At 32.9% G+C, this 22,181-nt stretch carries 19 protein-coding genes and 1 tRNA gene; 4 read left to right on the plus strand and 16 right to left on the minus strand.

The window, feature by feature from the left end; translation table 11 throughout:
• Nucleotides 1–116: 116 nt before the first annotated feature.
• The 5 genes from AAFP94_RS11480 to AAFP94_RS11500 form a co-directional block, all read right to left on the minus strand.
• Complete coding sequence (locus AAFP94_RS11480; protein WP_316662877.1) at nt 117–242, minus strand: hypothetical protein; 126 nt, start codon at nt 240–242, stop codon at nt 117–119.
• Nucleotides 243–395: 153 nt separating this feature from the next.
• The gene (gene serS, locus AAFP94_RS11485) at nt 396–1,667 is read right to left on the minus strand and encodes a serine--tRNA ligase (RefSeq protein WP_316662878.1); all 1,272 of its coding nucleotides are present in this window, start codon (nt 1,665–1,667) and stop codon (nt 396–398) included.
• 43 nt (nt 1,668–1,710) lie between these two features.
• Nucleotides 1,711–3,027, minus strand: coding sequence for an HTTM domain-containing protein (locus AAFP94_RS11490; RefSeq protein WP_316662879.1), 1,317 nt, complete (start codon nt 3,025–3,027; stop codon nt 1,711–1,713).
• On the minus strand, nt 3,020–3,955 hold the full coding sequence (locus AAFP94_RS11495) for a bifunctional riboflavin kinase/FAD synthetase (RefSeq protein ID WP_316662880.1): 936 nt from the start codon (nt 3,953–3,955) through the stop codon (nt 3,020–3,022). Before AAFP94_RS11495 ends, AAFP94_RS11490 begins: the two co-directional genes overlap by 8 nt.
• A 70-nt stretch (nt 3,956–4,025) precedes the next feature.
• On the minus strand, nt 4,026–4,499 hold the full coding sequence (locus AAFP94_RS11500; protein WP_316662881.1) for a hypothetical protein: 474 nt from the start codon (nt 4,497–4,499) through the stop codon (nt 4,026–4,028).
• Nucleotides 4,500–4,639: 140 nt separating this feature from the next.
• Here AAFP94_RS11500 and AAFP94_RS11505 point away from each other — a divergent pair, with 140 nt between their 5' ends.
• Together AAFP94_RS11505 and AAFP94_RS11510 are read left to right on the plus strand one after the other, a co-directional pair.
• Nucleotides 4,640–7,372 (plus strand): reprolysin-like metallopeptidase, encoded by a 2,733-nt coding sequence (locus AAFP94_RS11505; protein ID WP_316662882.1) that lies wholly within the window; start codon nt 4,640–4,642, stop codon nt 7,370–7,372.
• 109 nt (nt 7,373–7,481) lie between these two features.
• The gene (locus tag AAFP94_RS11510; RefSeq protein WP_316662883.1) at nt 7,482–10,793 is read left to right on the plus strand and encodes a zinc-dependent metalloprotease; all 3,312 of its coding nucleotides are present in this window, start codon (nt 7,482–7,484) and stop codon (nt 10,791–10,793) included.
• A 44-nt stretch (nt 10,794–10,837) separates the two neighbouring features.
• Here AAFP94_RS11510 and pth read toward each other — a convergent pair whose 3' ends face one another.
• The 3 genes from pth to AAFP94_RS11525 form a co-directional block, all read right to left on the minus strand.
• The gene (pth, locus tag AAFP94_RS11515) at nt 10,838–11,473 is read right to left on the minus strand and encodes an aminoacyl-tRNA hydrolase (protein WP_316662884.1); all 636 of its coding nucleotides are present in this window, start codon (nt 11,471–11,473) and stop codon (nt 10,838–10,840) included.
• A gap of 80 nt (nt 11,474–11,553) precedes the next feature.
• The gene (locus AAFP94_RS11520; protein WP_316662885.1) at nt 11,554–12,228 is read right to left on the minus strand and encodes a 50S ribosomal protein L25/general stress protein Ctc; all 675 of its coding nucleotides are present in this window, start codon (nt 12,226–12,228) and stop codon (nt 11,554–11,556) included.
• Nucleotides 12,229–12,254: 26 nt separating this feature from the next.
• On the minus strand, nt 12,255–13,196 hold the full coding sequence (locus AAFP94_RS11525) for a ribose-phosphate pyrophosphokinase (protein ID WP_316662886.1): 942 nt from the start codon (nt 13,194–13,196) through the stop codon (nt 12,255–12,257).
• 145 nt (nt 13,197–13,341) lie between these two features.
• Between AAFP94_RS11525 and AAFP94_RS11530 the strand changes: the two genes are divergently transcribed.
• Nucleotides 13,342–13,423, plus strand: a tRNA-Leu gene (locus AAFP94_RS11530).
• 127 nt (nt 13,424–13,550) lie between these two features.
• On the opposite strand, the gene AAFP94_RS11535 is transcribed toward AAFP94_RS11530, so the two are convergent.
• Nucleotides 13,551–14,210: a hypothetical protein gene (locus tag AAFP94_RS11535; RefSeq protein ID WP_316662887.1), complete on the minus strand. Its 660-nt coding sequence runs from the start codon at nt 14,208–14,210 to the stop codon at nt 13,551–13,553.
• Between the two features lie 223 nt (nt 14,211–14,433).
• On the opposite strand from AAFP94_RS11535, the gene AAFP94_RS11540 reads away from it, so the two are divergent.
• Nucleotides 14,434–14,673: a CDGSH iron-sulfur domain-containing protein gene (locus AAFP94_RS11540; protein WP_316662888.1), complete on the plus strand. Its 240-nt coding sequence runs from the start codon at nt 14,434–14,436 to the stop codon at nt 14,671–14,673.
• 208 nt (nt 14,674–14,881) lie between these two features.
• On the opposite strand, the gene AAFP94_RS11545 is transcribed toward AAFP94_RS11540, so the two are convergent.
• From AAFP94_RS11545 to AAFP94_RS11575, 7 genes are all read right to left on the minus strand, one after another.
• Nucleotides 14,882–15,076, minus strand: a complete 195-nt coding sequence (locus AAFP94_RS11545) for a hypothetical protein (RefSeq protein WP_316662889.1) — start codon at nt 15,074–15,076, stop codon at nt 14,882–14,884.
• A gap of 4 nt (nt 15,077–15,080) precedes the next feature.
• Nucleotides 15,081–15,449, minus strand: a complete 369-nt coding sequence (locus AAFP94_RS11550) for a hypothetical protein (RefSeq protein WP_316662890.1) — start codon at nt 15,447–15,449, stop codon at nt 15,081–15,083.
• A gap of 179 nt (nt 15,450–15,628) precedes the next feature.
• A complete protein-coding gene (locus AAFP94_RS11555; RefSeq protein ID WP_316662891.1) occupies nt 15,629–16,525 on the minus strand; it encodes a GNAT family N-acetyltransferase in 897 nt (298 codons plus the stop codon).
• A gap of 100 nt (nt 16,526–16,625) precedes the next feature.
• Complete coding sequence (locus AAFP94_RS11560) at nt 16,626–17,480, minus strand: AbaSI family restriction endonuclease (RefSeq protein WP_316662892.1); 855 nt, start codon at nt 17,478–17,480, stop codon at nt 16,626–16,628.
• A gap of 170 nt (nt 17,481–17,650) precedes the next feature.
• Nucleotides 17,651–18,379, minus strand: a complete 729-nt coding sequence (locus tag AAFP94_RS11565; protein ID WP_316662893.1) for a DUF6090 family protein — start codon at nt 18,377–18,379, stop codon at nt 17,651–17,653.
• A 214-nt stretch (nt 18,380–18,593) separates the two neighbouring features.
• On the minus strand, nt 18,594–19,601 hold the full coding sequence (locus AAFP94_RS11570) for a tetratricopeptide repeat protein (protein WP_316662894.1): 1,008 nt from the start codon (nt 19,599–19,601) through the stop codon (nt 18,594–18,596).
• Between the two features lie 191 nt (nt 19,602–19,792).
• Nucleotides 19,793–22,024, minus strand: a complete 2,232-nt coding sequence (locus tag AAFP94_RS11575; protein WP_316662895.1) for a T9SS type A sorting domain-containing protein — start codon at nt 22,022–22,024, stop codon at nt 19,793–19,795.
• Between the last annotated feature and the right edge of the window lie 157 nt (nt 22,025–22,181).

The following is a 22,181-nucleotide window of genomic DNA, read 5'->3' on the forward strand; positions in this document are numbered from 1 at the left end:
AAATGCCCGAAAAGAATTCGGGCATTAACCAACCAAAATAAATGTGCTATTAACCATTGTAAATTTAAAAATGATTCAATTACTCGATCGGGACATTTCTTGACGAAATTTTTTTATTATCTATTTGCTATTACAATTTCTGTTTTAGATTCTGATTTAAAAAAATCTGAATCAGATAACAAAACCTTATGAGCAATTACAACCAAGGTAATAAGTAGTAAAATACGCTTAAAGTTTTTCATAGTTCGTTAGTTTATGATATTTGGGACTACTAACTTCTAAATAATTTGGAAACAGGCAAAAAAAATATGTAGAAAATCGTTAAATGACGTTCATTTGTTACCGTTCATCGATAAAAATGAAAATAATCAATATATTTTGTAAGCTTTTTCTTATTAATTAATAATGTCAAACCCTGTATATGGAATTAACACTTCTGGTACTTTTATACCATCTTTTGTTTGATAGTTTTCTAAAATACCTGCTAAAACTCTTGGCAAAGCTAAAGAACTGCCGTTAAGCGTATGAGCCAATTCATTTTTACCGTCTGAATTTTTGAAGCGTAATTTTAATCTGTTTGCCTGAAATGTTTCAAAATTAGAAACTGAAGAAATTTCAAGCCATCTATCTTGTGCAGTAGAGAACACTTCAAAATCATAAGTTAATGCAGATGTAAATCCCAAATCTCCGCCACATAATCTTAAAATTCTGTACGGTAATTTTAATTCCTTCAAAATCACTTTGACATGATCTACCATTCCATCAAGAGCCACATAAGAATGATCTGGATGCTCAACACGTAAAATCTCCACCTTATCGAATTGGTGTAATCTGTTCAATCCTCTAACGTGTGCGCCATAACTTCCGGCTTCTCTTCTAAAACAAGGAGTGTAACTTGTAATCCCAATTGGTAAATCAGTTTCATTTAAAACTACGTCTCTAAAAATGTTGGTGCCTGGAACTTCGGCAGTTGGAATCAAATACAAATTATCTTCTGTTACATGATACATCTGCCCTTCCTTGTCTGGTATTTGACCAGTACCAAAACCAGAAGCTTCATTAACCAAATGAGGCAATTGATACTCTGTATAACCTGCAGCAGTATTCTTATCTAGAAAATAAGTTATCAAAGCTCGTTGAAGTTTTGCTCCTTTCCCTTTGTAAACAGGAAAACCAGAGCCTGTAATTTTATTTCCTAATTCAAAATCTATAATGTCATATTTCTTTGCAAGTTCCCAATGAGGTAACGCATCACCATGTAATTCTGGAACATCGCCTTCTCTAAATACTTCTTCGTTATCTTCATCTGTATTTCCTGAAGGAACAATTTCGTTAGGAATGTTGGGTATTTTATACAATAGTTCATTTAAATCGTCTGCCTTTTTGTTTAACGCTTCAGAAACTATTTTAGATGTATCCTTTAACTCTGTGGTTTTTTGTTTCATTTCATTGGCTTTGTCGACCTGACCAGATTTGAAAAGAAGTCCTATTTCTTTAGATAGAGTATTAGATTCTGCCAATGTTTTATCCAATTCTGTCTGTAAACGCCTTCTGTCTTCATCCAAAACAATGACCTCATCAATCAAACTACTAACATCTATATTTCTTTTTGCTAATCGTTTAATGACTAAATCTCTATTTTCTCTAATAAAAGATACTTGTAACATGTATTAAAATTTAAGTCGCAAATTTAATGAATTACAACAACATTTATTCTTCATTAGACGGCAAAATCCAATCGCTATGCTTAAAGGCATTCCATTCAGTATTAGCCAAATCTACTTTGCTATTAATTAATTTTTTATAAGGTTTTCCATTTACACTTATTCTAGCATCAACAAATACTAAAACTTCTTGTCCTTGGTTTTTAAAATGTTCTTTTAAATATTGTGAGAACTGCCAGATAACATCTGGTTTGCTACTTGCTACTCGTTCTTGTTTTGGCGTCAAAAATTGTTGTAAAGTGATAGGTATTTCTTTTCCTGTATCCTTGTTTATTACTTTATAGTTTGCATACCCATGTTTAGTACGTAGCATCATTCTCCAAGATAGTCTGTGGCCTTCTTCTGTCCAAAGTACATTGTCTTTTATTGCATAATGCCTTAAAGGAAGTAAAAGCTGTAAACTAAAGTAGATAGTAAATACACTTATAATTATATGATTTTGTTTAGGAATAATAACTTCATTCTCCTTATAAAAAGTCTTCTTTTTTAAGAACAAGCTATGGATTGTTTTTGGCTCAAAAAAGAATAAAGAAAATGCTAAAGACATATAAGGGAAAATACCTATTTGAAAAATCACCGAATTGAATAAGTGAAAGAAAATAGATATGATAAAGGCCCATTTCCTGGTAGACTTAAAAAGTAATAGCGGAATAATTAATCCATCGAACAAAATACCTCCATAAGCTAAAACATAATGCAATGTTTTATTTTGAAGGAAATCTCCAACCAAAAAATAATTTTGTTTTCCTTTTAATATAATTTCTAATGCAGAAGTATCTAACCAACCTGGATATATTTTAGCAACAGAAGCATAGGTATAAACCATAAACATCTGAAGAATAAATACCAAACTACACCATTTGGGCATTGAATACCTAACACTGTTTGGGTTTAATTTTGCATCAACCGAAAGGTATTTATTTGCAGGTAAAAATATCATTATTGAGCTTAAAAGGAACAACAGATAATAATGATTGTTGTAAGATGATTTTTGCATAAGGTAGGTTGCAAGCCACATCAAGGTAAACGCAATAATACTAAAGCGGTACTTGTAACCAATCATGACCATAAAAGCAAAAACACCCATCACAACATAATATAGATACATCCAATTTCCAGAAAGCGGTTGCAGCCATTCAAATCCAATAAATGAAAATGTGAATTGCGGATCAACTAGAGTACGTTTTACCCAACCTGTTAAAATTGCTCCTATTGATTCTAAAAAACAAAGAAGCCCAAAGATAATCCTGAAAACAATAAGTGCAGAATTATCAATACGTTTAAATAATAATTGGTTAAGCATTGTTTGATGCTATAAAATCTAAAGATGTTTGTTTGTCTTTTTTCAATTGCTCTTTTAAGCTTTCCAAGGATTCAAATTTCTGTTCATCTCTAATTCGATGTATTAATTCAACCTGAATATTTTCTTTATAAAGGGATTTCGAAAAATTGAAAAAATGGACTTCGATACTCTGCTCATTATCACCAAGAGTTGGATTCTTACCAATATTCATCATCCCAAAAATAGTTTTTCCTTCAATTTCTGATTGAACGATATAAACACCTTGTTTCGGGATTAGTTTATAGTTTTCTTCAATAAAAATATTTGCTGTAGGAAAACCTATGTTTTTACCCATACCTTTGCCTTCAACAACAATTCCAGTAAGCATAAAATTATAACCTAAAAATGCATTAGCAGTTTGTACATCACCTTCATTAAGTGCAATTCTAATTTTAGTCGAACTAACTGCAACCTCATTAATGTCTTGAACCGAAATCTCTTCAACATCAAAACTATAAATTTCACCAAATGCTCTTAAGTCGTCTATGTTAGCATTTCTATTTCTACCAAAATGATGATCATAACCTATAATAATAGTCTCAATTTTTAATTTATCAACTAAAACTTGCTTTACAAAATCTTCGGCAGAAAGGCGTGAAAATTGTTTAGTAAATTTTTTGACCACCAGATTATCTACTCCAAGTTTTTCAAATAGTTGAGCTTTCTCATTTATAGTATTGATGAGTTTAATATTGGCATCCTTTTGCAACACCATTCTAGGATGAGGAAAAAAAGTTAAAACAACAGCGTTAAGGTGTTTCTTGTGTGCAGTTTGAACTAATTTCTGAATTATTTTTTGATGACCAATATGAACGCCATCAAAGGTGCCAATTGTGGCAATTGTTTTATTTTTTGGAGAAAAGGAATTGAAATTACTTATGATTTTCAATTATAAATATTTTTAAAAGCAAATTTACTTATAATGTAACTATTAAAAAATTGGCCTAGCTCAAATTATTTTAGTTTAAGGTGAAAATTTCATGAATTTCGGTAATAATTTGTGGGACTTCAGTTATCTTGAAGTAAAAATCAAGTTGATACTTATTGCCTTCAACCTTTTTTATAATTAAACTTCCTTTATCTATATCATAATATCCTGTTTGTCCTTTACAATAGCAAAATCTGGCAAAAACTACTCTAATTTTTTTTGAGTTAACAGAATTTAACTCTACTTCCAAATTATTTTTATCAAGTTCTACAAAAACTTGCTCAATATAATGCCCATCAACCGTGTTTGGTATCTGGTTGCGTTCATACTGAAATCTTAAAAGAAGATTTTTCCCTTCAACAACTTTGTAATAGGACTCTCCTAAACTGCCTTTTAGTTTTTCTAATGACTTGTTTTCTAAAACTTCAAAGGTGCAATTACCATCTTCCGGGCATTGAGTTGCAACCGTTTGGTCTTGGTTGAGTTCAAATGAATCTTTTTTCACCTTACAACTAAACATCGTTATACAGATAAATAATATCGATAAGTAATTCATATTCAATAAAATTCCATAAAATTTAAATGAATTTTTTGCTATTTAATAAATATCAAAGTAAATTTAATCGCCTATTAATTAATTTTACTATGAAAAACTACTACTCAAAACTTCAATTAATACTTGTAGTCGTATTATTTTCAATACTACAAAGTAATGCTCAAAAGAACAACTCCGTCTGGACTAAAATTACAAAAGAAAAAATTGGTACCACTGAAAAAGTATTAAGAAAATCAGAGCCTAAAAAAGCTATTTTCTTTCAATTAAATATAGAAGCCCTTAAAACACAATTGTTAAATGCGCCATTACGAGGAGATTCTCCCAAAGTTTCAAATCTGGTCATTGAATTTCCAAACAAAGATGGAAAAATGGAATCATTTCGTGTCAAAGAAGCTCCAGTTATGGTTCCAGAGATGCAGGCGAATCATCCCGATTTACGGTCTTATGTTGGGCAGAGCATTCAAAATCCGTCAAAACTGATACGTTTTAGTGTAACGCCTTTAGGATTACATACCATGACTTTATCATCTGGGCAAGGCACACAATATATGGACCCATATACTAAAGATGGTCTAAGTTATATTTCTTACCTGAAAAAAGACTTGTCGCCTTTAAAAGAGAAATTCATTTGTCATTTTGAAGAGAACAAAGAGGTCTCCAGCAAAACTCAAGAATCTTATAATAAAGTGATGAATGCCAACGATGGCATGATGCGTACTTTTAGGTTAGCTTTAGCTTGTACTGGTGAATATGGAACTTACCATGGAGGCTCGGTGCCTTCGGTTAAAGCAGCCATGGCAGTAACTATGACACGTGTCAACGGAATATATGAGAGAGACCTATCACTTACGATGAGCATGGTAGAAAACGCAAGTATTATTTATTTAGACGGAGCCACTGATCCTTACACAAATAATAATGAGTCAACAATGCTCGGTGAAAATCAGACAGAAATAGATACTAAAATAGGCACTGCAAATTATGATATAGGCCATGTCTTTGGTACTGGCGGAGGTGGTGTTGCAATATTACAATCCCCATGTAGAGCTTCTGTAAAGGCACAAGGGGTTACGGGCTTGCCAAATCCAGTAGGCGATGTGTTTGATATAGAATATGTCTGTCATGAAATGGGTCATCAATATGGTGCACCGCATACCTTTAATAGTACTGCCGGTTTTTGCGGTAGTGGTGGTCAAAGAGTGGATGATAATGCATATGAGCCAGGTAGTGGCAGTACCATTATGGCTTATGCTGGTATTTGTTCTCCCGAAAATGTGCAAAATAATAGTGATGCATATTTTCATCAAAAAAGTTTACAAATGATCTGGGATAATATTACGACAGGCTTAAGCCAATGTGCTTCTCAAATGGATACCAACAATGATAATCCTCCAGTGGCTGATGCGGGAAATAATTATACAATTCCTATCTCGACACCTTATAAATTGACCGGTGATTCTTCTGACGCTGATGGAGCCTTGGCAGAAAATGCACATACCTATACATGGGAGCAATATGATTTAAGCAACCCAGCAGATGGTAGCAAACTACCAACCGAAACAACAGCAACTGGTCCTATAGTGCGTTCTTTCGAAGGAACTACAAATCCTATAAGGTATATTCCAAGAATTACAGATATATTAAGCAATGGAAGTGTTTCTACAACATGGGAAAAATTAGTATCTATTAATAGAGATATCAATTTTCAATTAACTGTTAGAGATAATGATGCAGATGGTGGTCAGACAGATTCGGATGGTATGACCGTGACAACAAATAATGCTGGAGGTCCTTTTTTAGTAACATCACAATCTACTTATATATCTTACCCTAGTGGATCTTCTCAAACAATCGAATGGGATGTAGCAGGAACTGACATAGCTCCTTTTAATGTATCTAACGTCAATATTTGGCTTTCTACAGATGGAGGTTTAACATATGACACTCCTTTAGCAATGAATACTCCAAATGATGGTTCTCAAAATGTGACACTTCCTAATATTCAGGAAGGGTTTTGCAGAGTCATGGTAGAAGCTGTTGGCAACATTTTCTTTAACATTAACACTGAAGATTTTTCTATTGGTGGTACAATTTCAAATGTCTGTACCGAATTTGCCTCTACAGACCCTAATCTTCCTATTTCCATTCCTGACAATGGAGGCGCTTATGATGTTCAAACAGGAATACTTGTTGGGCAATCAGGAACCATAACAGATGTTAATGTTAGTATTGACATTACCCACACTTGGGTTGGTGATCTTGATGTTGCGGTTCAAAGTCCTGATTTTACTTTTTTGCAATTGATGGACCCTTTTAATCCATGTCAACAACAAGATGATTTGATCGTTACATTTGATGATGATGGAGTGGCTTTTGATTGTAATCTAACAGGTAGTGATATTTCTATGCAATCAACACATGCGTCTTTAAGCGATTGGAATGGAGAAGAAGTCTCTGGATCTTGGATTATTGGTGTGGGTGATTTTGGCACAGGAGATACCGGCACATTGAATGGGTGGTCAGTTACGATTTGTTATGATGCATTTATTCCTTTAAGTATTGATGACTTTAATTTGGCTAATTTTTCAATCTACCCTAACCCAAACAATGGTGAATTTACTATAAGTTTGAAATCGTTTTCAGATAATGATATTAAAGTTGCTGTATACGATATGAGAGGCCGTAAATTGTTTACAAACGACTATAAGAACTCATCTAATTTCAGTCAAATCATGAATTTAAACCATCTACAATCTGGAATGTATTTGGTTCATGTAAGTGATGGTGAAAGAAATGGTAGTAAAAAAATTATCATTAATTAAAAACTTCCTATAAAACTATTAAAGAGGGTTTCGGCCCTCTTTTTATTTTCAATTAAAAAGATTAAATTTGTTAGCTAGGTTCTAACGGCCTAATTTTTAAAAATTTACTATGAAAAACATACTACTCCTCAAAGCGCTATGCTATACTATTTTCTTGTCTTCTTTTTTAATTCATGCACAAACAAACAATTGGATTCCAAAACAAAATGTGTCTAATGTTGAAAATCTCTTAAATTATAATATAGATAAGGATAAAACCCAATTTTATGAACTCGATTTTGAATCTTTAAAGCAAGATTTACAAGGTGCTCCTTTACGTCAACTAGATAATACATCTAATAACAAAATATCACCCTCTAAAACCTTTGTTCAAATACCTGTTTATGATGGTGTGTTTGAAACTTTTAGAATTTACGAAGCTCCTGTTTTGGCACCTGAATTGTCTGCAAAATATCCTCAAATAAAATCCTATGTTGGTTTTAGTATAAATAATCCATCCATGAGATTGCGCATGAGTGTGTCACACCTAGGTGTGCAAACCATGGTGTCTTTTCCTAATAAGCCAACGTTATATATGCAGCCTGTTTCACATGGTTCTAAAAATCATGTCTCTTATAACAATTATGCTAAAACAACTTCTGAAGATGTATTTGAGTGTGGTACTTTGGATGAAATAATTCATAAAAATGATAGTAGTAACAGGGCTTTGTCAAATAAAGCTGCAGAAGATCAATTACTAAGAAAATTAAGATTAGCTGTTTCAACTAATGGTGAATATACTGCATATTTTGGTGGCACCAAAGCTGGTGCCCTTGCAGGAATTAATGCCTCTGTGTCTAGAGCCAACGAAGTTTTAGAGACCGACGTTGCCTTAACTTTAGAGGTTGTTGCTAACACTGAAGATGTTATTTTCTTAAGTGCTGTGACTGACCCATATCCTGATTCACAAGGTACATGGAATTCAGATGTGCAAACTACACTTACAAGTACGATTGGAGAGGCTAACTACGATATTGGGCATTTGTTTGCTCGATTAGCTGGAAATGGTGTTATAGGAAATGCTGGTTGTATTGGTTGTATTTGTGTAGATAATATTAAAGGAAGCGCCTGGTCTAGAAGTGGAGTGCCTGAAGGAGATAATTTTGATATTCAAATATTAAGTCATGAATTAGGTCATCAATTAGGGGCCACACACACATTTTCAGACGTTGTAGAAGGTGCTGGAACAAACTCAGAACCTTCTACAGGATCAACCATAATGAGTTACGCTGGAAACCCTCCTGCTGTACAATCAACCGCAGATCCATATTTTCACTACCATAGTCTTAAACAAATAACCGATAATTTTGATAATAGAACCTGTTGGACAAGTACACCAATATCCAATAATCCTCCTAATGCTGATGCTGGAAAAGATTATGTCATACCACAAGGTACAGCCTATGTGTTAAGAGGTTCTGCTATCGATCCTGATGGTGGTGATACCTTAATGTACTGTTGGGAACAGACCGATAATGGTCAAGTAACTTTTGCCAATTTTGGTCCAACTTTGACATCAGGTACTATGACTAGGTCCTTACCACCAACAACATCTTCAGATCGTTATATCCCAAATATAAATAGAGTAGTTGCTGGTCAACTCACCGAAATAAATCCTCCATCAGGTGGTGATTGGGAAACTGTTTCTACAGTTGCGAGAGATTTAAATTGGGCATTAACAGTAAGAGATAGAGAAGCCACAGCCATGGGTTTAGGTGGCCAATCAAGTTTTGATAACATGAAAATAACGGTTGTTGATGGCACACCTTTTACCATGACTTCACAAAATACTCCAGGAATAAAATGGGATCCTGGTACTGAACAAGTAATTACTTGGGATGTAGGTGAAACAGCAAATGAGATTATAAACTGTCAAAAAATAAATATCAGATTATCAACCGATGGTGGTTTAACCTATCCTATTTTATTGGCGTGTGATACTCCAAATGATGGTTCAGAACCCATTGTTGTGCCCAACAATGCTAGTGCAGCATGCCGCATTATGGTTGAAGCAGCCGATAATATTTTCTTTGATATTTCTGACGCAGATCTACAAATTACTTCACCTAAATCGGCTTCATTCTTAATAGATAAGTCAGATTTATGTGCTAGTTATGAAGTATGTACAAACTCCAATATTGATATTGACATAGATCTTAATACTATAGGTGCATTTGCAGGGACAGCTAACTTTAGCGTTATTAATTTACCGACTGGTGTTTCGTCTAGTTTTTCGCCAACGTCTTTGAGCGCAAATGGAACCACCACCATGTCGCTAAGTAATTTTGGAAGTGCTGCACCTGGGGAATACATTCTTACAGTTACAGGAGATTCTGGTGCTGTTACTCGTGATATTAGTCTTACTCTTAATGTATTTGGCGCTACGATTTCGGCACCAACATTATCTAGCCCAATTAATGGCGCAGGTGGTGTTTGGATTAAACCAGAACTTTCTTGGGATTTAGATGTTAATGCAACTTCATATTTACTAGAAATAGCTACAGACAGTGGGTTTAGTAATATTGTTCAAACCAGTAATACTCCTTTTAATAGTTTTACCACTGACAAGTTAGATACTGCATCGACCTATTACTGGCGTGTAACACCTTCCAATACTTGTGCTACTGGAACTACATCACCAACATATAGTTTCACTACCGTTAATTTGGATTGTAACCCATACACTGCTACGGACACTCCAATAGCTATGGGAACTTCAAGCCCAGGAACATTTGAGTCTGTTATTACAGTTGCTGAAGATTTTTCTATAGCAGATATAAATGTCACTATTGATATCTCTCATACATGGGTTAAAGAATTAGTGATTACTCTAACTAGTCCCAATGGTACAGATGTAATTCTTACAGATAAGCATGGAAATAATAGCAGACCAAATCTTAATTATTCCGTTACAGTTTTTGATCAAGAAGCTACAACGCCAATTGCAAGTGGTTCACCTCCTTTTAATGGCACATTTATTCCAGATGGTGATCTTTCAACCATTTATGGTGAAATGTCCGCAGGCGATTGGACATTAACTGTTGAAGATTTAGAAGCAGGAGATGGTGGTTCTATAGATGAGTTTACTATTGAGTTATGTGAAGACCAACCACTCTCAATAGAAAATAATACGTTAACTGGTTTTTCTGTCTATCCTAATCCAAATAGGGGTGAGTTTAATGTGCGTTTAAATTCTACTTCTGGTGAAGCTATAACTATTAATGCCTATGATATAAGAGGTAGAAAAATTTATAATAACCGTTTTGAGCAGTTTGGGTATTTTAATGAAGCTATTGATTTAGGGCAGGTACAATCAGGTATCTATTTGATACACGTTTCTGATGGATTAAGTACTCAAGTGAAAAAAGTAATTGTTAAATAGTAGTAACATTGTATTAAATAAAAAGTGGCTTTTCAGCCACTTTTTTATTTACCATTATAATCATTCATGGTATGTTTGATTCCTGCAGTACCAAAAGATTTTATGATTTCTATAGATTTGTCTAAACGTTCAGAAAGCTTTTCTTCTTCCTCTTCAGTCCAATTACTTAATACATAATCCACTTGTTGTCCTTTACCAAAAGCATCGCTAATGCCAAATCTAAAACGATTATAATTAGTTGTATTTAATTTTTCCTGAATATCTTTCAATCCATTATGACCACCATCACTTCCTTTTGTTTTAATACGCAGTGTTCCAAAAGGTAAATTTAAATCGTCTGTGATAACCAATAAGTTTTCTAATGGAATTTTCTCTTTTGTGAGCCAATACAAAACCGATTTACCACTTAAATTCATAAACGTGCTTGGCTTAAGCAAAATAAAAGTTCTGCCTTTAAATTTATAACTGGTTAGGTCTCCCAGTTTATGAGTTTCAAAGATCAAATCATTTTTAGTAGCAAGATGCTCAAGGATTTTAAAGCCAATATTATGACGTGTATTTTGATATTTTTCACCAATATTCCCTAAACCAACGATAAGAAATTTCTTCATAGAATCTTTTTCTTCTACACTAAATGTTTTATTAGGCTTTCTGAAAAAATTTTGTAACCAATTAAACATTTATACTTTGTTTTTTGTAAAAATAAAAAAAGCATCCTGATTTTAACAAGATGCTTTTCATTATAAAATAGAATCTAAATTTATTCTTGAGTGGCTTCTTGAGCTGGAGTAGCTTCTGCAGCAGTTTCTGTTCCTTCAGCAGTTGTTCCTTCTGCTCCTTCTTCTCCTTCAAGACCTTCTTCCTCTTCATCAACCTCATCAACAATCGCAGCTCTAGCCGTTTTAATTTGGCATACAACTGTATTGTCTGAATGCAAGAAAGTATATTTATCTGTTTTTAAATCCTCTATAGCAACTTTATCGCCAATTTTCATAGGTGTGATATCAATTTCTATAAAGTCTGGTAAGTTTACAGGTAACGCTTTAACACGTAGTTTTCTGTTGTTACGTCTTAATACACCTCCATTTTTTACACCTCGTGAGTTTCCAATTAGATTTACAGGAATGTCTAATGCAATTTCCTTGTTTTCAAATAATTGATAAAAATCGATATGTAGAATTTTGTCTGTTACTGCATGAAACTGAATGTCCTGTAGTACAGCATCAAAAGTTTCACCATTATCTAAAGCAATCACAACTGTATGCGCATTAGGCGTGTATACAAGTTTAGAGAATGCCAGTTCGTCTGCGGAGAAATGTACTGGCTTATCTCCTCCGTATAATACGCAAGGAACCTGACCAGCATTACGTAAGGCTTTTGTTGCTTTCTTGCCCACGCTTTCTCTTTGAGATCCATTGATTGTAATTGATTTCATTGTTTGTGTTTATATTAATTATGTATTTACATTATGAATTTTGAAGCTATAGATTTATTGTGATGCACATTGTACATGACGCCCGCAAATAATTTTGCACAGCTTAAGACTCTAATTTTATCACTTTGTTGTTTTAGAGGAATTGAGTCTGTTACTATAAGTTCTTCTAATTTTGATTTTTCTATTTTTTCATAAGCATTACCTGATAATATAGGATGCGTACAAATTGCTCTAACGCTTAATGCTCCACGTTCTATCATGAGGTCGGCCGCTTTTGTCAGAGTACCAGCGGTATCTACCATATCATCAACCAAGACAACATTTTTTCCTGTTACATCACCAATTAATTCCATATGAGAAATAGCATTAGCCTTTGCTCTTTGCTTATAACAAATAACAACATCACTTCCTAAAGCCTTACTGTAAGCATAAGCTCTTTTGGAGCCTCCCATATCTGGAGAAGCTATAGTAAGTTGTTCAAGATTTAAATCTTTTAAATATGGTAAAAAGATTGTAGAAGCAAATAGATGGTCAACAGGTTTTTCAAAAAACCCTTGAATCTGATCTGCGTGTAAGTCCATTGTGATAATCCTTGTCGCACCTGCAGCCTCTAACATCTTGGCCACCAATTTAGCAGCAATTGGAACTCTTGGTTTATCTTTTCTATCTTGTCTAGCCCATCCAAAATACGGCAATACAGCAGTAATGTGTCTAGCTGATGCTCGCTTTGCGGCATCAATCATCAACAACATTTCCATTAAATTACTTGGTCCTGGATTGGTAGAACCGATAATGAAAATTCTTGTCCCTCGAATTGATTCTTCATAAGACGGTTGAAATTCACCATCGCTATACGTAGACGTTATAACATTCCCTAAATGTGTACCAAACGCAATAGCAATCTTTTCTGCAAGTTCAACACTTTGCGTACAAGAAAATATTTTAGCTTGTGTAATGGTATTAGGCATTGCTAACTTATTGTTTTTGAGTGTGAAAACACACGTCTTTTTTAATGAGGTGCAAATTTAGACATTTATTTTTACCTGAAAAGCATATTAGGTACTATTTTTAAGGCATTTAAAGAAAAAACATTTATTTTTGCATTCCACTTTTGCTCAAGTGGCGGAATTGGTAGACGCGCTGGATTCAAAATCCAGTTTCTTCGGAAGTGTGGGTTCGATTCCCACCTTGAGTACAAATAAACCCTGTTAAATAATTGTATAACAGGGTTTTATATTTTTAAGAGTAGCGTTATAGTAGCGAGGCTCCTATTTTTTTGATGTTTTTTCGTGCTAATCAATCGAAATATTCAGTTATTATTTTCAAAAGTTTACTTTTACAAAACCTATTTGTTTTGCAGGAGCATTTGGGTCAGGGCGCCATTTATGAGATAATGCTATTTTTTTTGCAGGATCTAACAAACATTGTGCTGTATTTGTCGTTCCCTTAACTCCTGGAAGTGCTTCCACTACATTACCATTTTGGTTAACCACAATCCTAACAATTACAAGTCCAGATTCATTACAATCTTGTTTAATTTTATCGTATGTAGCACGTCCTCTTCCATTTAAGCCATAGCCTACGCCTCTGCTTCCAGTTCCTGGATTACCAAAATAACTTGGCGCATAAGGATCTCCGTCCAATTGCCCTTTGTCTCCTATCTGATTATCATTGCCTTCACTACCTGTTGTTGTAACATCAGATTTACTAACTCCACCTATTAGGGCATCAAGTTTTTTTTTCTTTTTTTTATTCTCTATCATTGCCAAGATTACTTCACTCGGAACCTTTTTTGATTTAAGTTGCTTTAGACCTTCTACAGTAGTATCGAAATCGCATTCACTCGAATTGATTTTTGCAATGATTATCTCAGATTCAAAACCTACCTCAACTAAATCATAAACTGATTTATTAGTTAAAACCTCTTGAGATATAGCGTCATTAACTGAAATAATAATAAATATTATAATTAATTGTTTCATTCAAGTTTGGGTATATTTCATTATCTAAAGTGCAATAAGGTGCTTAACATAGGTTTAAACACAGAATTTTCAATGTTCATTTTTATTTCATGAAAGTTAAGAAAAATTGATTAAACAATCTTGGGTGGATATTTACCAAGTTCATGCCCATACTTAAAACTCATATTTTTAATAATAAGCTTATAATAATCTTATAGCTATCTTTACATAAATAATAAATAATATGAAAAAACCAACTATTGCTGGGAAAACACCACTACCTGTACAATTAACAGCTGGAAAGACTTATGCCTGGTGTTCATGCGGAGAATCGTCCAATCAGCCATTTTGTGATGGCTCTCATAAAGGTTCTTCTTTTTTTCCTAAAGTTTTTGTTGCAGAAGAGACAAAAACGGCTTATTTATGCAATTGCAAGCAAACAGCTAAACCTGGATTTTGCGATGGTTCGCATAAGCATTTGTAGTATTTCCAAATAAAGATAAAAGAACTTGTCTATTGCATAGTAGTTAATTTTAATATCTTGAGTGACATAATTATTTAAAAACACGCCATTTTGCTAAACAGTGGCTTGTTTTTCTTCAAATGTTAGAGTGTTAAATTCGTATAAGGTCATTTGATTATACAATTAGGCGAGAACTAGCAATAAATTATATATGGTGATGGCAAAATTTTTATTTAATAATTTTTAATAACTCTAGTAGTCCTGGAATTTTATCAACCTGAGTTTCTGTCCAAAAAGTGTAGTTTTTAAATTCACATCCACAATCATCATAACCATTTAATTTTATTGTCAACCTCCTCTTTGTTTCATCAATTAAATATGATAAGGTCACTTCGTTAGCATTGAAAATATATTCAGCTGACATATCCTTATATTTTCTTTTTTAAATTAGGTGTTACGTATTCTTCAATAAAAGTTATGAATTCATTAATCTCTTCTATTCCTACCCAGGCAGTTTTAGAAACAGATGGGTTTTTAATATTCATATCTAGTTGTAATGCTTTAGTTTTTTCTCCAGATTTTAAATCTATCACTTCAATTGGGTAAAACTGAACAGTTTCACCTATGCCTGATTTAAATTCTGCAATAGTTCTCCAATCTCTGTTTATTCTTGTGAATTTAGCATTATCAATAAGTTTTCTTGTAGATGATTCAATATTTTGACTAAATATCATTGTTGAAATCATAAAAAATAGAACTCCTAAAAATAGATTTTTCATAGTTGTTTTATTATCCATTTGTAATATATTTTTGCCAACTGTTAGTATATGAAAAGTAGGCGATTACGAATCACAAATATTTCGACTAATCACAAGGTTTGATAAGGGCCAAAATCTGTGAACTCACTGCTACTTCGCCTATTTTTTTATATACATTGTTATGCATAGTTATTTCTTATATTTATAAATAAACTTTTTCAAGCGTGAGATAAAACTGGGAACATCCAGTGTTTATTTGTGAAAAACTCAAACGTACCTTTTAGCATAAAAAGCGTGTCAGTTCCCTTTAATAAATGTTTTTCAAACCCCTCATCTTTCAAGGGTGTAAACCCCAAAACTACCCGCAGAATCCTTTCATCAGATATGCTATGAATCAAGTTATCGATATTCACTGGTCTAATTGAGAATATATCATCAAGATACAAAGTGTCACTTTCAAAGTCTGCGATGGCAATTGCATCAAGTTCTTCTAGATAATAAATACTGTTTTTCTTAACCCAATTGCAATAAAACAAAATCAGAGAAACGTTGTTCCTCATGGATATCTTTGCTATCGGATTAGAATCTTTAATTCTTCCCACTAAAAAAGTTACATCATCTGGGTCTTCCATGTTCAGTTTTTTCCAGGTTGATGAAGTACTGTGTTTATCTACGGTTTTCGAGTGTTGATATTCCTTTACAACCTTGAATTTGAATTTCGGATAAAAATCAAACACACTGTCATTTGCGAAGAGATAAACAAAATCAGTCCTATCTTTCCATTCATGCATTATCTTTTCCATCAAGTACTTGTTAAGTCCTTTATTCCTGTATTTTTCGTCAGTCATTACTGTACCAATTTGAATTCCCGACTTTCTCTCACCTTCAATATCAAATTCAATCTTGTTAATTGAAACATTTGATACAATCTTGTCATTATGTATCAGCGAATAGGGAATATAATAGTCACCCCAGAAACCATCATGGTACCAATTTTCTAAACTGAAGCCAAAGACGGCTTCTGTTAAACTATTGAAACTTTCTCTTATTTTTTGATCATGTTTAAAATCTCTAGCAAATCCATAAGTAATATTATTGTGTTTAATAAGTTCCATCAATTTTTAATCTAGTATTCTAAACCTTCCTCTAATTACGCATAACGGTTCGGCTATGTGGCGTAGCTGCGTTTAGCAGCTACGAACATCATAGCCATTGTTAGCTTGCTTTTTCTATTTCAATTCTTGTTTGGGTTAATCTATGTATTACTCCATTTTCAAAAGAGGAATCTTCCAAATCTGTCTCGAATATTCCTGCAAATTTGTAAAGTCTAAATCCTAAATTGTCAATGCTTCTTGGAAATGTAATTCGTTTTACCAAATTAGAAGTTACGTCATTAAACCAATTATCATACTTTTCTGGATTCTTGCATTTCTCTGTAATTACCTTACCATCGCTACTTATTCTGTTATCCCATTCTGCATTCTCATAAAATTTCGGAAACCACAGATTGTGATTAGGGTAAACTTTGCTCTTGAACCAAGCTTGTTGAACTGATTTGTAATTTTGTCCTAAACAGTTACAAGCGTCTACAATCCTTCTAAATGCCGGATTTTCATTTACATCTAAATATCCTTTAGTTCTATAGTAGTTTGGATTAAATTCCTTTTCCAAGTCCCAGGGTTCCCATTTTTCACTTTTCTCTTTAACGTCAATTTTCTTTATAATTTGTGTTACTAACTTCTCTACTTGCCGATTAATTTGCTCTAATTCTTCTGCTATGGCAATTCTATAAACTTCGTGGTTGGTTGCTTGTATTATATCTGTTTCCCTATCAATATCTAATTTTTCCTGTTTTTTATGAAAAGGTTCATCAATTTCTATGTGTAACTTTAATTGAGGGAAATACATATCCGTCAATGCGTGTCCTTCAGGTCTATTCACAAACTGTTGAGTCATAAATTTAACGTCATTTCTGTTTAGTCTATGATAGATTCGAGTAACAACATAGTTCTCATAATTTTTCTTGTTCGTTTTTGCAATTTGTCGAATTATGTATTCTCTTTTCGTCATATTGTTCTAATGCAAGCTAACGGTTTGGCTATGGTTGCGTTGCGTGAAAATCCGCAAGGATTTTCCGCCGTAACCGAAAGATAGCAAATTGCAATGAATTCCGATTAGGAATTCAGCCGCAATGAGCTATACACGGTGTTGTGCTTTCGTTATTTATTTATAGAGTGAAATTATTTATCCAGTCGTTCTATTTCTTTATCAATATCTCCAATAAGTAATTCTACTTTCGATTTTACTAATTCTGATCTTTCAAACAACCAAGTTCTCAGATAATAGTGTTGTATAATTCTATTGCCAATCTGTTTACGGTTTTTTAAATCATCAAAATCATCATGAGAATGTGTTGAATCATAAAGTATAATGTTATCATACAATATTGGTCCAAACTCATTATCATAAAACTGTTTAACTATATTAACTCGATTTTCAATTTCAGGGTAGCCATTACTGTAAAGAGACGATATTTTGGTACGAAGAGAATCGTTTGAAATGATATCAATCCCTGTAGATTTTAGATTTTCGAATGCCCCTTTATTAAGAATAATATGCCACTCACCCCAGTTGTTGCGAAAGTATTTTAGAAGAGAATCCCTAGGAATAATTTCTTTATTAAGATAAAAATCTCTAAGACGACTTAAATCTTTGTTTTTTTTAGAGTAATAACTAATTCCAGGAATAAATTCTGTGTTCAGGTCATGTTGTAAATCATTTTTTATCGCCTTTAAGTTGACGATTTCTTTTTGGCCTTGTTTTCTGTATTCATTCCAATTGTTAACTTGAAGTGCCAATAGAATTCCAATCATAACCAATATAATTTCTCCTATTGCATAAATTAAGTACTTGCTGAATTTATTTTCGGAGAGTAGTTTTTGTCTAATTTTTCTAAAGAATTTTATCATTGTTTATTGGTTGGATATAATGAAGCACAACGTTAATGTATGGAATGTAGCGTTTAAAAAGGTAATATTTTTGATTTTAAAACAGAGCTAAATTTTTAATTTTGTTTTTAACTTGTCAAACGTAAAAGCCAAATTAAAAATTTGGCGGACTTAATAAATAAACAAAACCTCTCGGAAGTCCTAATTTAGCTATGTTTTATACACGTTGTTATGCTTAGTTTTTTATATTACTAATTTTCTCTATTGCATTATTAATTCCATTTTCATAATTATTTGCTGAAGCCGATTTAAGTGCTTTCAAATAATAATCTTTGGCTTTTTCTTTATCTCCTTTTGTTAAGTAAATATCTCCAATGCTTAAATATGGATTGCATTCATATCGAATAAAGTGAACTTTCTTTGCCTGTTGAATAGATTCATTATAGGCAATAATTGCTTTTTCTTGCATTCCTAAATTTGAATATACTATACCTAATGAATAATATGAAGCTGTAATAAATGGTTTAAATCCTATTTCTTCTCTTAAATTCAAAGATTGCTTGTATAGTTTTAATGCTTCTTTTTGGTTTATATCATAAATTCTGTAAATATTTGCAAGGTGTCTTGTGTTGTAGGCCAAGGCATATTTGCTATATTTAGATGAGAAGTCAATTTCTTCTCTGAATCTTTGAATCATTGCAATTGCTTCTTCTTTTTTATTATCACGAAAAAAGTTATCTAACTCTCTTGATACTTGAGTTGCTTGTAATTCGGCAACCGACTTGTAATCAGCCTTTTTTTTAAAAAGGACTAATGCTTTATTTTCATATGAAATACATAAATCAAGATTTTTAGATCTATATAAAGCAGAAAGAATTGTGAAGAATTTTGCTTTCAAAATCTCATCATCTAACTTTTCCACGCTAGGTAATAGGTCGAGTAAACTACTTAAGTGTTCATCGGAGTTGAATGATAATTGACGCAATCTTGCTTGAAATGATTGAATCCTAATATTTTGAATAGTCAAAGCTATTTTGTGTTTACTTTCGTATGTACTGAAATTTTCAAAGAAAGAATTGTCAACAAAAAGAAGAGCTTCATCAAACGTGGAATTATATAATGCTTCTTCTGAAAGCTCTATTGCATTTTTAACAAATGCATCAAATTTATTTGAATGGACTTTTTGAGCTTCTACAACTTTAATTTGGCATACTATCAATAAGAATATAAAAAGTTTTGACATCTTTTTTAAATTAAACATAACGTTTAGTATAAGAGCAGTAGCTAACTAAAAGCTACCATCTTTCGGGTAGGAAGATACTGAATTAAAACAAAAAACGGTTCAAGTTTATACCTGAACCGCTATTGCTTTTATACCTTGTTGTAGCCAGTTAATTTGCTAAATCAATGTCATCTTGTAGTTTTTCAGTGCTTTTATTCCTTTAAAATTTTACCTGAATAAATTTTGTCTTCACTTTCAATCTTTAAGAAATACATACCACTAGTCAAGAATGAAATATCAATTTGTTTTTTATTATTTACTTCAAGTACCAATTTACCGCTAATGTTAAACAATTTAGCTTTAAAGCTTTCATCTAATTTAATATTTACAACGTCGTTAACTGGATTAGGATAAAAAGAAACCACATTATTTGATAGCTCTTCAATTCCTAGTCCAGAATCAGGTGTAGCAGTAGTAGTATTAAACACACTAATCTCGCCTGAAGCTCTTGCATTAATCCTAAACTCATAAGTGGTGCCATTTACTAAGCCGCTTACAGTTCTTGTAGTTTCATTTGGGTCTGTAATAACATATACAGTATCCCAAGTTGAAGAACTACTTTCTTTCCAATATAAAACATAATTTTGAAATGTACGACCGCCTAAATCAGGAAGATTCCAAGAAAGGTCTATTTGTTGATCTCCTGGTGTAGCAATTAGTGTAGGAGCATTCAGAGTTCCAAACGGTGTATCCGTTACATTATTAGAGTATGGACCATTTAATTCAGAACCACCATTATCATAAACAGCTCTAACTGAAAACACATATTCAGTACCATTTGTTAAACCATTTATTGTAGTTGTTAGATTAGGTAAATTGACTGTAACAATGGTAGGAGTAAAGCCACCTGATTCTATATATGATACCTCATATCTTATAATTGAATAACCATCATGGTGGACAGGTTCATTCCAGTTAAGGGTTGCAGATTCATTCCCTATGGAGCTTAAATTCAAAAATGGAGCCACTGATAATTGAATGGCGCCAATATCACGAAAACCATTACCATCAAATCTATCATTGCCAATTGGGTCTAAAGTAATTGGCTGATTTGTTATAGGATTGGTTAAAGTAGTATTAACAACATCAATCAATTCTCCTGGAAATGCAGGTTTAACAAATTCAGCATCTAAGAATACTATGCTGGTGTTTACTTGCGGTTCAAAACCATTTAAATTCGTAAGTAAATTTGGTTGTGAAGTAATGGTTTTTAAGGCAGCAGCATCTTGACTTACTGAAGGCTCAATCCATGTAGCTCCATCAGCTGTAATATTTGAACCCTCTAAAGTGAGCAAAATTGTTCCTGTAGTTGATGGGAAGTTAAAGCCAATAGCTGATTCTATAAAATTAAGTGAACCAGAAGAACTGTTATGGATTAATGAATTAACAGAGAAACTAGAACATTCCAAGTTACATTCATTGCCATTAAATCTAATTGAAGAAGCAATAATATTCATAGGGCCATTTGAATTATTCCAAATACGTTCCCCGTAATTTAACACGCCTAATCCATCTGATAAAACAAAAGTAGAATTAACAATATTTGTGGTAGTACCACCAGATATTTTTAAACCACCAGCACCTAAAAACCTTGAGCTGACAATATTAGCAACAGCAGAACCAGAACCTTCCCAATTAATTGCGTAGTGTTTTTGTTTGTTTAAATCGTAAAAAAGACTATTTTCAATTGTTAAATTTCCTGCATTTGGCTCAGAGATAATTGTTGCAGTTAAATCCGGTGTGGTCTCCCAATTTATAGATTCTTGAAAAGATGAATTTTTTATAGACAATGAACCGCCACTAGCTACTGACATCATACCAGTTGTGCCACTTGGACAATTATTAGTAGCCCAAATATCGCTAGCTTTAAAATTCTCCAAATTTAAAGTTGCATTTTCATATATTTGCGCAACACCATTAAACTCTTTAATTGAAAGATCTTTTATGGTTACAGTAATAGCAGAATTATCCTGATTAATAGTTCCAACTCTTAAAAACGTTGGTGCTTTTAACATAATTGTTGTACTTCCAATGGATCCCGGGCATGCGGCTAATGGATTTGTAGTACCATCCGCAGCAATCCACCATTGTTTTGCATTAATAGAACTTCCGTTACCTTCAATGACTACAGATTCGAGAATTATTGCCATGTCTGGATTTGTTAGACTGAATCCTGGCGTAATAGCATCTACAGTTAACCCTGCAGAAAATTGAATAATGTCCTCTCCTGGGTTAGCATTAGCATCTTGTATGGCTTGTAAAAAAGAGCCAGGACCTTCTAAATTCGTTGATGTAACGTTATAGGTTGTTTGTGAATAGGAGTTTTTAAAACTTGCTAGTAATAGTATACCTATTATATATAAAAAGAGTTTGTTGTGTTTCATAGTTTTGAATTTAATATACTTAATAAAAATAATAAAAGTTCTTTACTTTACCCAAATTTAAGGACGAGCCAAAATTGGCTACAACGGTAAGTATAAAATGCGTTTTAATGCAGCTTATACAATGTTATAGGTTTTTAATTAGAAGTCAATTTTTCTC

This window comes from Gilvirhabdus luticola (assembly GCF_040117515.1).
In the GTDB taxonomy this organism is placed as follows: Bacteria; Bacteroidota; Bacteroidia; order Flavobacteriales; family Flavobacteriaceae; genus Gilvirhabdus; species Gilvirhabdus luticola.

Bases quoted from the DNA above. Each gene is read 5' to 3' on its own strand.
- AAFP94_RS11480 (WP_316662877.1), bottom strand. From the start codon at position 242: ATGAAAAACTTTAAGCGTATTTTACTACTTATTACCTTGGTTGTAATT.
- serS (WP_316662878.1), bottom strand. From the start codon at position 1,667: ATGTTACAAGTATCTTTTATTAGAGAAAATAGAGATTTAGTCATTAAA.
- AAFP94_RS11490 (WP_316662879.1), bottom strand. From the start codon at position 3,027: ATGCTTAACCAATTATTATTTAAACGTATTGATAATTCTGCACTTATT.
- AAFP94_RS11505 (WP_316662882.1), top strand. From the start codon at position 4,640: ATGAAAAACTACTACTCAAAACTTCAATTAATACTTGTAGTCGTATTA.
- AAFP94_RS11510 (WP_316662883.1), top strand. From the start codon at position 7,482: ATGAAAAACATACTACTCCTCAAAGCGCTATGCTATACTATTTTCTTG.
- pth (WP_316662884.1), bottom strand. From the start codon at position 11,473: ATGTTTAATTGGTTACAAAATTTTTTCAGAAAGCCTAATAAAACATTT.
- AAFP94_RS11520 (WP_316662885.1), bottom strand. From the start codon at position 12,228: ATGAAATCAATTACAATCAATGGATCTCAAAGAGAAAGCGTGGGCAAG.
- AAFP94_RS11525 (WP_316662886.1), bottom strand. From the start codon at position 13,196: ATGCCTAATACCATTACACAAGCTAAAATATTTTCTTGTACGCAAAGT.
- AAFP94_RS11535 (WP_316662887.1), bottom strand. From the start codon at position 14,210: ATGAAACAATTAATTATAATATTTATTATTATTTCAGTTAATGACGCT.
- AAFP94_RS11540 (WP_316662888.1), top strand. From the start codon at position 14,434: ATGAAAAAACCAACTATTGCTGGGAAAACACCACTACCTGTACAATTA.
- AAFP94_RS11545 (WP_316662889.1), bottom strand. From the start codon at position 15,076: ATGTCAGCTGAATATATTTTCAATGCTAACGAAGTGACCTTATCATAT.
- AAFP94_RS11550 (WP_316662890.1), bottom strand. From the start codon at position 15,449: ATGGATAATAAAACAACTATGAAAAATCTATTTTTAGGAGTTCTATTT.
- AAFP94_RS11555 (WP_316662891.1), bottom strand. From the start codon at position 16,525: ATGGAACTTATTAAACACAATAATATTACTTATGGATTTGCTAGAGAT.
- AAFP94_RS11560 (WP_316662892.1), bottom strand. From the start codon at position 17,480: ATGACGAAAAGAGAATACATAATTCGACAAATTGCAAAAACGAACAAG.
- AAFP94_RS11565 (WP_316662893.1), bottom strand. From the start codon at position 18,379: ATGATAAAATTCTTTAGAAAAATTAGACAAAAACTACTCTCCGAAAAT.
- AAFP94_RS11570 (WP_316662894.1), bottom strand. From the start codon at position 19,601: ATGTCAAAACTTTTTATATTCTTATTGATAGTATGCCAAATTAAAGTT.
- AAFP94_RS11575 (WP_316662895.1), bottom strand. From the start codon at position 22,024: ATGAAACACAACAAACTCTTTTTATATATAATAGGTATACTATTACTA.